The sequence below is a fragment of the Bradyrhizobium sp. USDA 4506 genome, from assembly GCF_054058795.1.
Genome location: NZ_JBSSBM010000002.1, coordinates 1,958,065 through 1,970,778, shown reverse-complemented (window position 1 = coordinate 1,970,778; position 12,714 = coordinate 1,958,065). Strand labels below are relative to the sequence as shown.

18 protein-coding genes are annotated in these 12,714 nt (G+C 59.6%); 5 read left to right on the top strand and 13 right to left on the bottom strand.

Annotated elements, in window-relative coordinates; genetic code table 11:
- Window positions 1-37: 37 nt before the first annotated feature.
- The 7 genes from ACVIHF_RS11380 to ACVIHF_RS11350 form a co-directional block, all read right to left on the bottom strand.
- Window positions 38-550, bottom strand: a complete 513-nt coding sequence (locus ACVIHF_RS11380) for a S26 family signal peptidase (protein WP_456792091.1) — start codon at window positions 548-550, stop codon at window positions 38-40.
- Window positions 547-1,011, bottom strand: coding sequence for a DUF2840 domain-containing protein (locus ACVIHF_RS11375; RefSeq protein ID WP_456792090.1), 465 nt, complete (start codon window positions 1,009-1,011; stop codon window positions 547-549). The genes ACVIHF_RS11380 and ACVIHF_RS11375 overlap by 4 nt, the downstream gene beginning before the upstream one ends.
- A 289-nt stretch (window positions 1,012-1,300) precedes the next feature.
- Window positions 1,301-2,182 carry a replication initiator protein A gene (locus ACVIHF_RS11370; protein ID WP_456792089.1) on the bottom strand — a complete coding sequence of 294 codons (882 nt, stop codon included), beginning with the start codon at window positions 2,180-2,182 and terminating at the stop codon, window positions 1,301-1,303.
- 22 nt (window positions 2,183-2,204) lie between these two features.
- Window positions 2,205-2,486: a helix-turn-helix transcriptional regulator gene (locus tag ACVIHF_RS11365; protein ID WP_212485963.1), complete on the bottom strand. Its 282-nt coding sequence runs from the start codon at window positions 2,484-2,486 to the stop codon at window positions 2,205-2,207.
- Between the two features lie 133 nt (window positions 2,487-2,619).
- A complete protein-coding gene (locus ACVIHF_RS11360) occupies window positions 2,620-3,132 on the bottom strand; it encodes a DUF2285 domain-containing protein (RefSeq protein ID WP_456792088.1) in 513 nt (170 codons plus the stop codon).
- A gap of 67 nt (window positions 3,133-3,199) precedes the next feature.
- Window positions 3,200-3,394, bottom strand: coding sequence for a transcriptional regulator domain-containing protein (locus tag ACVIHF_RS11355; RefSeq protein WP_456792087.1), 195 nt, complete (start codon window positions 3,392-3,394; stop codon window positions 3,200-3,202).
- A gap of 166 nt (window positions 3,395-3,560) precedes the next feature.
- The gene (locus tag ACVIHF_RS11350; RefSeq protein WP_456792086.1) at window positions 3,561-3,833 is read right to left on the bottom strand and encodes a DUF2285 domain-containing protein; all 273 of its coding nucleotides are present in this window, start codon (window positions 3,831-3,833) and stop codon (window positions 3,561-3,563) included.
- A gap of 161 nt (window positions 3,834-3,994) precedes the next feature.
- Here ACVIHF_RS11350 and ACVIHF_RS11345 point away from each other — a divergent pair, with 161 nt between their 5' ends.
- Window positions 3,995-4,246, top strand: coding sequence for a helix-turn-helix domain-containing protein (locus ACVIHF_RS11345; protein ID WP_456792085.1), 252 nt, complete (start codon window positions 3,995-3,997; stop codon window positions 4,244-4,246).
- 593 nt (window positions 4,247-4,839) lie between these two features.
- Here the strand turns inward: ACVIHF_RS11345 and ACVIHF_RS11340 are convergent.
- The 3 genes from ACVIHF_RS11340 to ACVIHF_RS11330 all read right to left on the bottom strand — a co-directional run bounded on the left by ACVIHF_RS11340 (window position 4,840) and on the right by ACVIHF_RS11330 (window position 8,009).
- On the bottom strand, window positions 4,840-5,823 hold the full coding sequence (locus ACVIHF_RS11340) for an HNH endonuclease (protein ID WP_456792084.1): 984 nt from the start codon (window positions 5,821-5,823) through the stop codon (window positions 4,840-4,842).
- Complete coding sequence (locus tag ACVIHF_RS11335) at window positions 5,820-7,601, bottom strand: hypothetical protein (protein WP_456792083.1); 1,782 nt, start codon at window positions 7,599-7,601, stop codon at window positions 5,820-5,822. The genes ACVIHF_RS11340 and ACVIHF_RS11335 overlap by 4 nt, the downstream gene beginning before the upstream one ends.
- Window positions 7,602-7,697: 96 nt before the next feature.
- Complete coding sequence (locus tag ACVIHF_RS11330) at window positions 7,698-8,009, bottom strand: DUF736 domain-containing protein (RefSeq protein WP_212485966.1); 312 nt, start codon at window positions 8,007-8,009, stop codon at window positions 7,698-7,700.
- A 261-nt stretch (window positions 8,010-8,270) separates the two neighbouring features.
- On the opposite strand from ACVIHF_RS11330, the gene ACVIHF_RS11325 reads away from it, so the two are divergent.
- Window positions 8,271-8,579, top strand: a complete 309-nt coding sequence (locus ACVIHF_RS11325; RefSeq protein ID WP_456792082.1) for a hypothetical protein — start codon at window positions 8,271-8,273, stop codon at window positions 8,577-8,579.
- 44 nt (window positions 8,580-8,623) lie between these two features.
- Here ACVIHF_RS11325 and ACVIHF_RS11320 read toward each other — a convergent pair whose 3' ends face one another.
- Window positions 8,624-9,232 carry a cell envelope biogenesis protein TolA gene (locus tag ACVIHF_RS11320; protein ID WP_456792081.1) on the bottom strand — a complete coding sequence of 203 codons (609 nt, stop codon included), beginning with the start codon at window positions 9,230-9,232 and terminating at the stop codon, window positions 8,624-8,626.
- Window positions 9,233-9,403: 171 nt separating this feature from the next.
- Window positions 9,404-10,336 carry a non-homologous end joining protein Ku gene (ku, locus tag ACVIHF_RS11315; protein WP_456792080.1) on the bottom strand — a complete coding sequence of 311 codons (933 nt, stop codon included), beginning with the start codon at window positions 10,334-10,336 and terminating at the stop codon, window positions 9,404-9,406.
- Window positions 10,337-10,481: 145 nt separating this feature from the next.
- Here ku and ACVIHF_RS11310 point away from each other — a divergent pair, with 145 nt between their 5' ends.
- The 3 genes from ACVIHF_RS11310 to ACVIHF_RS11300 are packed head-to-tail and all read left to right on the top strand — an operon-like array spanning window position 10,482 to window position 12,098.
- Window positions 10,482-10,874: a hypothetical protein gene (locus ACVIHF_RS11310; RefSeq protein WP_456792079.1), complete on the top strand. Its 393-nt coding sequence runs from the start codon at window positions 10,482-10,484 to the stop codon at window positions 10,872-10,874.
- 46 nt (window positions 10,875-10,920) lie between these two features.
- On the top strand, window positions 10,921-11,373 hold the full coding sequence (locus ACVIHF_RS11305; RefSeq protein WP_456792078.1) for a hypothetical protein: 453 nt from the start codon (window positions 10,921-10,923) through the stop codon (window positions 11,371-11,373).
- Entirely contained in the window at window positions 11,373-12,098 is a 726-nt protein-coding gene (locus tag ACVIHF_RS11300; protein WP_456792077.1) for an SOS response-associated peptidase, read from the top strand. The genes ACVIHF_RS11305 and ACVIHF_RS11300 overlap by 1 nt, the downstream gene beginning before the upstream one ends.
- 79 nt (window positions 12,099-12,177) lie before the next feature.
- Here ACVIHF_RS11300 and ACVIHF_RS11295 read toward each other — a convergent pair whose 3' ends face one another.
- Complete coding sequence (locus tag ACVIHF_RS11295) at window positions 12,178-12,660, bottom strand: hypothetical protein (protein WP_456792076.1); 483 nt, start codon at window positions 12,658-12,660, stop codon at window positions 12,178-12,180.
- Between the last annotated feature and the right edge of the window lie 54 nt (window positions 12,661-12,714).

Here is a 12,714-nt window from a genome sequence, read left to right as displayed (position 1 = left end):
AGAGGAATGGCGGGGCGACCACGTGAAACGCGCACGATCACTCCTCCCACGTCCAGACCGGGAGCGCACGGCCAATGACGGCCGACGACGGCAGGAACCCAAAGTACCGGCCATCCAGCGAATCGTTCGACTGCCAGTTCATAAGAAAGACCTCGCCGTCGCCGACCACGCGGCAGCCCTCCCACTTCGGCAGTGGCCGACCGCGCCCGTCGCGGTCCCGCGCCTCACCCATTGCAATGTCGTCGACCGAAATCGTGAGCCCGCTCCTGCAGACCGTCTGCCCGGGAAGCGCCGAGACCCGCTTGAGCATGCGGACGCCGACCGGCAGATAGCCGTTCAGGTCGAGAAAGGTCGCAAGCGGCTCTGGCGGCTCAACGGCAACAAGCTCGGTGACATGGAAGCGCTTTGTCGGCCGCAAGCTGTAGAGACCGATTGGTACGCTCGCCGATGCATTCCAAATGTAGAGCGGAAGCGGCTCCAGGACGATAGTCGCGACGAGCGCAGCTGCGGCCCCAAGCGTCGCGATGAGCATCTTCAGGCGGACTGTCATCGCATCACCCTTTGGCGATGCAGCCAGGCCTGGTGGCGCGCCTTCGTATAGAGGCGCGGGTTTTCGTTGACGGACAGACGGTTATGAACGTGATGCCAATGATCAGGAGCGACGTCGGCGGGATCGATGCCGAGCGCCTCAACGGCATCGGTCATCTGCAGCACCCGTTCGACCTTCGGCCAGCCCGAGAGCCGTAGCAAAATCTCTCCGCCGGGCTTCACATACGGCACGGTCGAGCAGCGCTGTCCCGGTGCGGCTGCGCGCAAGATGTCGATCCGCGAAATGATCGTGCCAAAGTCATTCGAGGTCCAACGGACGAAGGCAAAGATGCTGCCAGGTGCAAATGACAGGACACGCCGGTGACGATCAATCTTCCGTTCCTCGACAACACGACCGAACCGAATGCGATTTTCGATACGCTTCTCGAGCCACAGAACTTCCACTTCCGTGAGATCGCTCATGCTGCGACTCCCTGACGCTGGAGTTGGCAGCGGTGAGCCCGGGGTTCGGCGAAGAGCGTGTGCGGCTTGCAAAGCCAAACAGGACTGGCGGCCGGCGGCTGCAGGTCGCCTCCATCGCGGCTTTCGGCCTGGTCCGTTAGAAGAAATCCGAAGGATTTCTGGTTAGTAAAGTTAGAGCGGCTGGAATGCGCAGGGAAACAAGCACTTAGCCTCGATTTCGGTCCCCGATAGCACGAGGATTGGGTCCCCGATAGCACGAGGGTTGCGGTCCCCGATAGCACGAGCTGATTCACAGGTTGTCCTCCGTTTTTGGAATGAGACCGCGCCGGCGGAGGCGTGCCGCTAAGGGATCAACAGGCTGAGGGGCGAAGTTCAGCCGCTCGGTGCCATCAGGATCGCGCGTGAGCACGAGCTGATAGCCGGGCAATGTCTGGCGCTGGACGATCTGCCGGATGTCGTAAGCGAAGTGCTTGAGTGGCGAGAGGATGCCGGACTTTGCATGGAGGTGTACAAGATCGAAACTCCAGCCGCCGTCCTGCCGGCCGCCGTGCTTGCGCACGAGCCGGTAAAGCCACCGCTCAAGTCCGCCCGTCAGATCGAAATAAGCGCGATCAATAGTCAGCACGAGCGCGTCGTCGATTACGCCGGCATAGAACCAATCAGGCAGGATCAATTCGAGTCCAAATGGACGACCATTTGCATCGGCCATTTCCTTCCACTCGTTGATCCACGAGAAGCGATGCCGTCGCCGCTCTGCCGGCTGGCGGATAGACGTCAGCACGGTCGTTGACTGAAGTCTGTCAAGACCGGCCTTCAGCCGGTCGTAGTCGCGTGCGCTGGTGCCGCGGCCGACGAACGTCAGAATCTCGTAAGGCGTCGCAGCCATCAGGCGGGACGTCTTCAAGCCGGCGTCACGGGCTTCTACGATCTGGGATGCAGCCCAGATCAGTACGTCCGCATCCCAAATGGTAGCCATGCCGTGTTCCGGCACCGATTCAACGCGAATAGCGATTGCGCCCGCGCGGAAATCGATCGGCACGATGCGCTTCGTTTTTGCGAGCGAGAAGAATGGATAAGCCATGAGATCCTGCGCGTCGCGAGGTGCAAGATCGCCGGGTAGCGCCCGAAACAGCTCAAGCTGCTCGCGCTCGGAATGGTGTTTGCGCCGCATGGTGACTGCTCTTTCGCGACGATCAGCGGCGTTCCTGGCCGGCATACGGGCGCAGCATCGGCTGCTTCCTGGCCGGCAGCACAGTCCCCTTTCCGGGATCAGACGTCGACGTCTTGGCGCCGAGATCAGCCCACGCCTTCAGGTCATCTACCGCGTAGACAACACGGCCACCAATCTTCCGGTACGTTGGTCCTGTACCGTACGTGCGGTGCTTTTCCAGTGTTCGGCCAGACAGGCCAAGATAGCGGGCGGCCTCGGGCGTGCGCAGGAAACGGGGTGGCAGACCGGCCATCGGATCGGGCATCTGAAAGCTCCAGGATGACAGCGCGCTGTGAAGGGTGGCGCCATCGTGTGTGCGGCCATCATGGAGAAGTGCAACGTCGGAGGGGGATGCCGAAGATTGAGGGGGTGATTTTCGATACCCCTGGCCGAGGACGCTATTCGTCTTTGTGCCCCGGTCGCAGAAGTCGGCGATAACCGCCACGCACTAAAGCGAGGCCGGTTTGCACCAGGCGTACAGTTCGGTTGCGGAGATCGTGCGTTTTCCAGGCACGGTCGGGGATGCGCTTCTTGCCGAACAGCGCCTCTGCGATCACCCGGTATGTGCCACCGGCACCCTGCGCATCAAGTGCACGAAGAGCTTCGCCCAATCGCTCGCGCCTTTGTTTTGACAGATCACGAAAGGCTGGGCCCGCCGAGCGGCCGTTTATCGCGCGCCAAAGCCGCCGCGCAGCAAATGCACGTTCTTCAAAATCGACGTCAAAAGGCAGTTCGGCGGTATAGAGACCGCCGACGACTGGAGGTTCTTTCGACCAGACACGGTGCTCGACCGACCCGATGCGCAGCACAGCATGCCAGCCGTCCCGGGCGCGCCGAATCTGGCCAGCCTCAAGATCGAGGAGCGGCTGAGGCAGCGCGCCATTGCCAAGAGGTGGCGCGGCCACTGCCACCGGCACGACGGAAGGCAGAACCGCGGGCGCCCAAAAGATTGTCTGTTCCCGGAAGGACCTTAGCGGGTCATGGGCGAAAGCAGATGCCCCATCTCCTCCTGTATTCTGCGGTCACTTCGCCGCTCGGGTTACTGGCGATCATCGCTTCGTAGTCGCGCTTATAATCCGCGTTACGACGAAGACATTCCCAGGCGATGTCGGTGATTTCTGCTTCCTGAAGACACTTATAGGATTCCGGCGACCGCCAGTCGAACTCAGGCATTCCTTCCGCCCCACTGCACGCAGCTAACAAGGATTGCGGCGCAATAAATATAAACCGGAGGGTTGCAGGAAGGACCTGTTTTGGCACCACGTGGTGCTCGCGGAGTGACCACGGATCGGCTGGAGAAGACGGTGGCCAGAAAGATGTTTCCGACGACGAAATTCTTCTACTTCGTCCCCCCGCCGCGCAAGAGACGCCCCTGCTCCGTCAACCACTTCGCACGAGAAAGATGGCTCTGGTATGCATTCCGGGCGCGGTCCGGTTCATGATCCGGATCGATATGCAGCACTATTCGAGCCACGTCCCGCCAGTCGGCGCCCTCACCCTCGGCTTGCAGCAGGCGAATGTATGTAACGACATGTCCTTCGTCATATGCTGTCAGCGCCGGCTCATTCGGCGCGACCTCCGCAACATCGGGATCCAGCTCGGGCTTGGTCATGGGGTATCCCAATAATCAGCGACTAATTCTAGCCTCCCAAGCGAGCCCAAAATACCCATCAGTTCCATTCTGAACTTGTCCTATCTTTCGACCAATGCGCAGATCGAAATACATATTATAGGAGATAAACCTCATAGTATGTAAAGACGCAACTTGCGCAAATGGACATGCGCAAGTTGGTCGGCCGGAATTTTGCAAGACTGCGGAAGCAAAAGCGCTTTACGCAAGAGAAATTCGCCGAGTTGTCCGGCTTCACTCAACAATACGTCAGCGACCTGGAGCGTGGGCGCCGTAACCCAACCGTCGTAACGTTGTTTGAACTCGCCAGCACGTTGGGTGTCAGTCACGTTGATCTAGTCCTCCCAGACGAAGATGCGCGAACCGAGCGCTCAAGACCTACCAAGCGAAAATAGTCGGCTGAGTATTGCAAGGCCGACCGGCTCGCGCGTAAGCCGCTCAAAACAGGCTATCTCCCCGAGACGAAGTCATCATGCTCTAAGTCATTTCTCTATGGCTGCGGTTAAAGCGCAGCACTGCGCTGCAACCCTGCCCGTCGGCGAGACCGGGGGTAGCAAGTGCCAGGGCGCCCCGTGCGGAGGGGGATCACCCGCCCGACCAAGGGCCGCTCGAAGAGCGGGTCTGCACAAGCGCGTGGGTGGCTCGGGAAACTGCAGGATCCAGGAGAGCGCGGAAGATCGGGGAGACCGCTCGGGGCGGCGCCGGCATGAGCCGGCGCTTTACCCTGGCGCGCGCGAGGGGCAGAGCCCCTTAGCTTTCAAAAGGTCTGTTCGTGTAGCGCAAGCGGAATGCCAAACAATGAAAAAAGCAAAAGAGGCACCCGCAGGAGGGTCAGCATAGCGCCGACGCGCAGCGGCGGGACCCGGGACCGAGTGCAGTCGCGAGACCGGTTAACAAGGCACCCGCGCGATGGGCAGTGATAGCGACGCCGGCATGAAATGACGGCGGGCCCCTCGCGCGAGTGCCTCCGGCGAGCGACACCGCAAGCTCATGGCAGGCTCAAAAGGCAGCTCTGAAAAAGCTCCCAGTGCTGCGCAAGAGCGCTGGGGTCAGGGCCCGTTGTCTCGCCAACGAACAGAAGAACTCCGTCGAACTCCCGGTAGGCAGAGCACATGCAAGCAGGATTGAGCGAGATCCGTAAGGTAGCAGGGTTTATTCCAATAAAGCCCAGATCAAAGAGAGTATGGAGATCACTGCGAAGAAGAAGCCCGTTTCCTGCGCCGTTGTCTTCGGATGACGCATAAGGTCGGATGTGAGCGGCCTCTATTGCGGCGGCAAAATCAAATCCACTAATCTGGCAACGGAGGCCATACCGGCGGATGAGCCTGTCACGAAATTGTTTTTGCCCCCGCCGCAAGCTGATCTCTCGCAAGACCCGCCGACGTGCGGCGATAACGGACTGGAGGTCGTCGTCCCGCGCAAAAGTTGCCTCGTCGGGAACAGACATCCGGCCGATATAGCGTTTCAGCAACCCGTCAGCATTCCCGCCCAGAAACGCCTCGAGACGCGCAAGATCCATCTCCTTGATTGACATCTGGTCACTTGGCCTCAGCACCGCTTCGTTAAGGCGACTGACCGTCAGTTCAGGGGACACAGAGCGGAACGAGGATGCATACCGCGCCTCGTAGGTTTTTACGGCGACAGGCTCGTTGAGAGGCTCATCAAAATAGTGACCGGATTTGCAGGCCCATGGAGGGGTCTTTGTCTGACGTTGCTTGATGTTTGTCGCCCTGCAATGAGGGCAGCGCAGTCGGTCCTTCTGCCCTTCCCCGACATGAACGCTTTCAATCTCGGCAACGCCAAGAACATTCAATCGGGAGCGAACAAACACAACATCACCGACCTGGACCTGAAGGTGGTTCGCTACATCGCTGTCATACCGATAGACGACTTCCGGATCATCGTCATAGCCCGTATTGCCGCCATATTGGCGAACGCCGTCAATCGTTAGAAACGACCATACCCGGTTCATCGTCGGCGCACCTCAGCAGTGCCCGAAGCAAGGGATCCGTCCGCGGCGGTCTGCATGACTGCAAATTTCAGGGAGTCGAGCACATACTCCACTGGCGCCTGGTCACGATGATAGCGATCGGGTGTATCCACGATAAAGGTTCGCAACATTGTGTGGATTCCGCCGAGCGTGCGGAAATCCCCCTGCTGCTTTTCCATGAGCATTACGGTGTTGACCAGTTGATCCCAGGTGGCAAACGAGGTGTCGTCATCAAGCTGCGCGGACCGAAGCGACCATGCGTGATGCCGCGCCAGAACAAGCTTGCGAATTCGCTTTATCTGCAGGCCACGCGGTATACGAAACGTAGCCCCCAACTTTTTCTCGCTCGTGACCTCAAGCCATCCCGACACGACTTCAAGCCAGCGCACCGACTCATCGCGGAAATGCTTCATGCGGGAAGCGTCGACCCGGAAATCACTGGCGGCACTATCCTGAAATTTCAGCTGTATAAGCAACAGATAGCCTTGCTGCCGGTCGATGACGGCCAAATCAATGTCTGTAAGATCTTTTCCATCCTTTCGTAGCCTGACGTTCCGGCGCATTTCAAGATCGGGAAATGAGCTAGTGAGAAGACGTTCAACAGCGCTTTGGAAGGAACCTTCCCGCAATCGCTGGTAGGAATCGAATTCCTTACGATAGGTTCGTCTGAGTGATCCCAGCAGAAACTCCATCTGACGATGTCTCCCGAATAGACATTTAACGATCCCCCCTTGCGAGAATTCGATTATGCAAGGTAGCGCGGCCGCAGCACCGTCGAGAAGTTCAGCGTTGCGGGGAGTGACGGCAACTATTTCGTATATCTGCTTCGCCTGCTCCTCCGTTGTGGTCGTGTAGTGCTGGAAATTGCGACCAACAATGTTAAGGGAATCCCGGATCGAATCTATCAGTCCTGCCCGGTCAGCAGATATCGTCAGAATATTTTCCATCCGCACTTCGGGATGTTTCCTCACCATGGCGCGGCAAAAGGCCTCGTGCTTCAGGCAGAGAGAGTTCACGAACGCCGCCGCGAGAGTATATTTTAAATAGCTAATCCCACCGAATTCGCGGCGCTCGTTAAAGGAGTCGAATCCCGTCGCATTTTTAAGGTCGTTCCATGCGATCTGAAAATAATACTCGTCAAGCAGCGGATCCGCACCATAACCCATGAAATATTCGCGAAAGAGAAACACGTTTTCATCCTGCAGCTCGTCTATGACGTTCCGCAGCTTTAAGCCTTCCGATTGCTGCATCTGTTCATTGCGGATTCGCACAATCTCGCGGGCAAAATGGCTGCTGACGTCCTTCTCAACCGCCGCATGGTTGACGATCTCCGCGGGCAGAACGAACTCATAGCGACCTTCTGCTCCGCGCCCGACTTGGCAGATTCCCGCGAGCGCTGACTCCGCTATCCGGCGGCCCTGCTGAATGAATCCAAGGTGGCTGATGAGGGTCAGGATCTCCCGGTATGGCCCGTCCTGCCGTCTAAAGGTAAGTGCCGGAACAAGGAAACCGCAGTGAAGTTGCATCGAGAGCCGAATGAGCCGGGTCACCCCCAATGAAATAATCAGATACTGCTCTTCCTGCTCTTCTGTTGGCTCGTCCTGCTGCGCATAATTCCAGACATACCAGTCGAGCTCATTGATTGCGGTGCGGAAGGTCATGCCGAGCTGATCCGAGGCGAGGTTGCGACTAACGCTCTCTTCCTCGCGCACGAGTCCGGCTTGAAATTCCCGGATGATTTCCCGCTCTTCCGGCGTCATGTCCCCTCAACGGCATCAGGCTTACTTCAAAGTGCGGAGACAAGCACACAAAAAAAGGCCCCGCCGCAGAAAGGCGGGGCCCATTGTCGCCAGCGATCAGTCGCCGTTGCGGCGCGACCAGATCAGGATGAAGCCTTCCTCGCCTTCGACTTTCACCAGCGAGGCGTAGATAGGGGCCGGGAAGCTCGGATCGTCGAGCTTGACCGAGAGGTATTCACGATCGCTGTCGCGAGCAGTTTTCTTCCAGGCGGCGCCGAACTCGGTCACACCGGCGAAGATGCGATAGTCGGGCGCCTTTTCGTTGTCCTTCTCGGATGGGGCGAACCGTGCCTTGATGTTCAGCGTCAGGGTCTTGATCGAGCCGATGTAGCCGTTGTCCGAAGCTGTGAAGTTGCCGATGGTAGCCATGGTTGTCTCCGTTTGTTGCTCGGGCCGCCCTTCGCAGCCTCGATGGCGATCACTGGGCCCGGGGAGCGATCGGCCCGCAGCCTCCAGGCCCGCAGCGTCAGCGAAGGACGGCGAGAAGCCTGCTTTTTTGTCTTCCGCGAGGAATGCCGTCTCTTCGCGGCAGGGGAAAAAAGCAGGCGTAGCCGTTGCGGGAAGGCGATCGAGGCTCTTGCCGGCCCTCGGGCTTGATCAGCCCATTCGAGGTTGCGTTGGACGCGCCCGATGAACGAACTGACGGAGACAATCATGGCGGCCGGCACCACCGCAGGACAAGGACGCGCCTGGATTGATCGAACAAAAAATGACGGCCGCGTATCAAAGGCAAGAAAGAGGCATCCTGGCGAACGCCAGCTCGCCACGCATTCCCGCGCGTCGGATATAGGTGCTGCTGGCGTGATCTCCCGGACAAGCCGTCGCGAACCGGAAGGCCTCCTGGACTGGGAGGCCGTGGCGGGCCTCGCGCAAGGCCTGTCCTGGCCCCACTTTGAGGCAGGTCGCACCGCGCGTGCTGATGCGGCTGACAAGCACTAAGGATCTTGGCCTTCACGTGCGACTGCCGTCCGACTGTGGGCCGCTCACGAGCCTCGCGCGCGCCGCAGCGCAGCTTCCAATCGCGCCTTCTCTTGATCCCAGCGGGTTTCTTCGGCCTGCAACCTTTTCTCGAGAGCCTCGACCTCGGCCTGGACGACCGCGGCCCGCTTCGTGTGCTCTTGCCTGGCCTTGTCCAGCGCAGCCTGCGCCTTGTCGACCGCCTGCTGACGGCGTTCGCGCTCCTTCTGCCTGGCCGCCTCCTCTCTTGCTCGTTCAAGCTCGCGACGTCTCTGTTCCCGGTCGTAGTCAAGAGCGGCATTTCGCTCCGCAGTCTTGTCGACAGGGCGAGACTTCTTTGCTTTTGAGCCTTTCGACCTGCGGGCAGCCGTTGATCTGCCGTCGCCAAGATCGGTAGGCAGCTCGGCATGCTCGTTGAAAGATCCGTCGGATCCGACCGGGCGCCTGAGAACGACGCCGGGCTTTGCCATGGTCGCGGCGATGACGTCCGGTTCATCGCTTTCTTTGGCCGCGCCCTGATGAAAGAGATTGCTGTCTGCGCCCCACGCGTCCAGCGCCGCTTTCATTGAAGGCGCCGCTATCGCCAGATCGAAGAAGCCCAGCGATGTCTGGTAGGTTTTCAGTTTTCTCGCCATGACAACCTGCCCACCACGCGACCCTACGATTCCGTCTACGCCGCAAGCAGGCATTTCCCAAAGCATGCGAACAGCGCGGGCTAGTCTTGGAGACCGGGATTTGCCGGCCGTCAAAGGCTGCCGCAGACGACGAAGTAGCGACGGCCGGGCGTCACTGGACGCTTACAATACCTAAGCCGACTTCCGCTGCGGTTTTGCCGCCGGCTTCCTGGCCGCAGCCTCTTTCGCCGGCTTCTTGCCGGCGATCGGCATCAGCATTTCCTTCTGCCCGGCCGCCGCCTTACGCGGCTTTTTACCTTGCTTTTTGGGAGCCTCTGTTGCGGCCGCCGCGTCTCGTCCAATGCTCTTGCGCAGCGCGTCCATCAAGTCGACGACGTTCTCGCCTTGAGGGCGCGCTTTCGCGGTGATGGGTTTGCCGGCGCGCTTCTGGTTAATGAGATCGATAAGGGCAGTTTCGTATTGGTCTTCGAACTTGTCCGGCTCGAAGTGGCCCGCCTTCTGATTGACGATGTGCCGGGCCAGGTCGAGCATGTCCTTGGTGACTTTGACATCCTGGATATCGTCGAAATACTCTTCCGCGGGCCGGACTTCGTAGGGATAGCGCAGCAGGGTCCCCATAAGCCCCTTGTCCAGCGGCTCCAGCGCTATGATGTGCTCGCGATTGGTCAGCACCACACGGCCGATCGCGACCTTGTTCATTTCGCGGATGGTTTCGCGGATAACCGCGAAGGCGTCGTGCCCGACTTTGCCATCGGGAGTCAGGTAGTAAGGACGGATCAGATAGCGCGGATCGATCTCGCTGCGGTCGACGAACTCGTCAATCTCGATGGTTCGCGTCGACTCCAGCGCGACATTTTCGAGCTCATCCTTTGTCACCTCGATGAAGGTGTCGGTGTCGACCTTGTAGCCCTTGACGATATCTTCGTTGGCAACCTCTTCCCCGGTATCGGCGTCCACCTTGGCGTATTTGATGCGGTGACCGGTCTTCCGGTTGAGCTGGTTGAACGAGACCTTTTCGGACTCCGACGTGGCCGGATAGAGCGCTACCGGACAGGTGACCAGGGAAAGACGCAGGAAGCCTTTCCAGTTAGCGCGGGGGGCCATTGCGGGAACTCCGTTACTTGGTGCCGGATTCAAGACGAACGGCCCGGCTTGGTTCCGACATCACTCCCCCCGTCAAAACCGAAGATTTTTTCTCGATGTGGTTGGAGCGGACTCGACATTTGTTCTTGTTATGTTCTAATTCAGAATGACCGATCGACCCGCGAGCTGGCGCATGCCGACACCGAAGCAGATGGAAAAGCTGGCCGCTGAAGCCGCCCGCAGGCCGGGCCCCTCCGCGGCTGCGGATGAACCACTTCCCCCGGAATATTGGGAAGCGGTCCTGAAAGACCCTCACGCCGACAGGACCGGAGCCCGGACGCAGCAGCGACGTCTTTCCGAGATTCAGCGCCACGTCCTGCGCATCTGCTGCCGCCGCTGCGAGCGGACCGTGGAAATCCAGACCGCCGATGCAGTGCGATTGTATGGCGGGAACGCAGTCTGGAAGGACGTGGCGCAACGGCTGCTGGACAACACTTGCCAGCAGCGCACCGGCAGACATGAGGAAGACGGGTGCTGGCCGGCGTTCGAGACGTCCTAGCCCCTTCCGGAACGCAATCCGATCTCTTGCGCCTGGATAGGTCCGGATGGCTCCGAAGTACCACCCTACGCCCCTGTCGGGCGGCGATCGCAAGGCTCTGGCGAAAGGGCTCGGCAAGGCACGCGCAATGGCCAACATCCTGGCTGGCCAATCGACGGAGATGCGGGCCAAGGGCGAGGCCATGATCCAGCAAGCTGACAGGCTGCTTTGCGAAAGCTGGAACGAGCGCATGTGGAGCGACGGCAAACCGATTGATCCGTCACCCACTATCGACCAGGCCGTGAATGGAGGCTTTCCTTGGCTTGAAATCAGGTGCACGCGCTGCAAGACACCGAGCGATGTCGACCTCGCAGCAATGCAACATCCGCCAACCACCTTCGTGCACGATCTCGCCAGCCGACTACGCTGCCGCAAATGCGCCAAGGCGGGCCGGCGCCTATCCGCGACTCTGCTACAGCTAACGTGGCAGCCTCGCCATCCCAGACCCGAGCCTGACTGATGTGCAATCTCTACTCGATCACGACAAACCAGGCCGCCATCAGCGCGCTATTCCGGGTCGTGAACCGGTACGTAGGCAATCTGGCGCCCATGCCCGGCGTGTTTCCGGACTATCAGGCACCTATTGTGCGCAACGGGGCCGAAGGCCGCGAGCTCGCTACCGCGCGGTGGGGTATGCCGTCGTCATCAAAGGCATTGATGGACGCCACCAAAAAACGTGCCGAAAAGCTGCAGGCCAAGGACAAGACGGTCGATTTCAAGGAATTGCTGCGGATGGAGCCCGACGGCGGCACTACCAACATCCGCAACGTGAAGAGCAAGCACTGGACACGATGGCTCGGAACCGAAAATCGCTGCCTGGTGCCATTCAATTCCTTCAGCGAGTTCAATAAAGCCGAGTGCGGTGATATCTGGTTCGCGCTCGGTGAGACCCGGCCCCTCGCCTGCTTCGCCGGCATCTGGACCAACTGGACGTCCGTCCGGAAGGTCAAGGAAGGCGAGACGACCAATGACCTCTTCGCGTTCCTCACAACGGAGCCTAACGCCGAGGTCGGCGCCGTCCATCCGAAGGCAATGCCCGTGATCCTGACCACGCCCGACGACATCGAGACTTGGCTGACCGCCTCGGCGGATGAGGCACTCAAGCTGCAGCGACCGCTCCCGGATGAGTCACTTCGGATCGTTGCCCGCGGCGTCAAAGAAGATCCGACCCAGCCAACGGCGTGACGGACGAAACCGACCATGACGCTACCCCGACGTCACCTCACATATGGGCCGGTCCTTTACTCGTCGCGGCAAGCAAAGGCTAATCAACGCGCCTTGGCAACCGCGAAACATCAACACCTGCATCTTCAAGGCGCTTGGTTGCCGCCGCCATGACGGCGGCATCGAACCGCTCTCCGTGCCGCAAGACAATCGCCTCGCCGGTGAGCTCCGGCATGTTTCGCTCGATCAGCATGTCGAAGCCGTCCGTGCTCTTGCTTGTCAAGGCCCAGTCACGGAGCGTCTCGATCACGCCGACGCGCGCGACCTTCTGGCGTGTGCGCCCCAGTCGCGTGGTTTTGCCGCGCTCATCGCTGAGCATATGTTCGAAAGCGTGGATGGTGCGCCAGAAATCATGTTCTACGGTGCCTGCCACCTCCTTTGGGAGAATATCGATCAATCGGCGAAACGCCGCTTCCTCGATTTCTTTTTCGTTTCCTTTTTGGGCATTCGCGATCCAGTTGCGCAACTTCCCTGCATCGTCGCAGACAGCAATCAAAGCTAGCATTTTCGCGTAGTCCGTCATTCGAGATCCTCAAGTCAAAGTAACGTCACGGCAACAATTCCGAGCAGCCCCAAC

Coding starts and splice junctions, on each gene's coding strand:
- ACVIHF_RS11380 (WP_456792091.1), bottom strand. CDS start 550: ATGACAGTCCGCCTGAAGATGCTCATCGCGACGCTTGGGGCCGCAGCT.
- ACVIHF_RS11375 (WP_456792090.1), bottom strand. CDS start 1,011: ATGAGCGATCTCACGGAAGTGGAAGTTCTGTGGCTCGAGAAGCGTATC.
- ACVIHF_RS11370 (WP_456792089.1), bottom strand. CDS start 2,182: ATGCGGCGCAAACACCATTCCGAGCGCGAGCAGCTTGAGCTGTTTCGG.
- ACVIHF_RS11365 (WP_212485963.1), bottom strand. CDS start 2,486: ATGCCCGATCCGATGGCCGGTCTGCCACCCCGTTTCCTGCGCACGCCC.
- ACVIHF_RS11355 (WP_456792087.1), bottom strand. CDS start 3,394: ATGCCTGAGTTCGACTGGCGGTCGCCGGAATCCTATAAGTGTCTTCAG.
- ACVIHF_RS11350 (WP_456792086.1), bottom strand. CDS start 3,833: ATGACCAAGCCCGAGCTGGATCCCGATGTTGCGGAGGTCGCGCCGAAT.
- ACVIHF_RS11345 (WP_456792085.1), top strand. CDS start 3,995: ATGGACATGCGCAAGTTGGTCGGCCGGAATTTTGCAAGACTGCGGAAG.
- ACVIHF_RS11340 (WP_456792084.1), bottom strand. CDS start 5,823: ATGAACCGGGTATGGTCGTTTCTAACGATTGACGGCGTTCGCCAATAT.
- ACVIHF_RS11335 (WP_456792083.1), bottom strand. CDS start 7,601: ATGACGCCGGAAGAGCGGGAAATCATCCGGGAATTTCAAGCCGGACTC.
- ACVIHF_RS11330 (WP_212485966.1), bottom strand. CDS start 8,009: ATGGCTACCATCGGCAACTTCACAGCTTCGGACAACGGCTACATCGGC.
- ACVIHF_RS11325 (WP_456792082.1), top strand. CDS start 8,271: ATGAACGAACTGACGGAGACAATCATGGCGGCCGGCACCACCGCAGGA.
- ACVIHF_RS11320 (WP_456792081.1), bottom strand. CDS start 9,232: ATGGCGAGAAAACTGAAAACCTACCAGACATCGCTGGGCTTCTTCGAT.
- ku (WP_456792080.1), bottom strand. CDS start 10,336: ATGGCCCCCCGCGCTAACTGGAAAGGCTTCCTGCGTCTTTCCCTGGTC.
- ACVIHF_RS11310 (WP_456792079.1), top strand. CDS start 10,482: ATGACCGATCGACCCGCGAGCTGGCGCATGCCGACACCGAAGCAGATG.
- ACVIHF_RS11305 (WP_456792078.1), top strand. CDS start 10,921: ATGGCTCCGAAGTACCACCCTACGCCCCTGTCGGGCGGCGATCGCAAG.
- ACVIHF_RS11300 (WP_456792077.1), top strand. CDS start 11,373: ATGTGCAATCTCTACTCGATCACGACAAACCAGGCCGCCATCAGCGCG.
- ACVIHF_RS11295 (WP_456792076.1), bottom strand. CDS start 12,660: ATGACGGACTACGCGAAAATGCTAGCTTTGATTGCTGTCTGCGACGAT.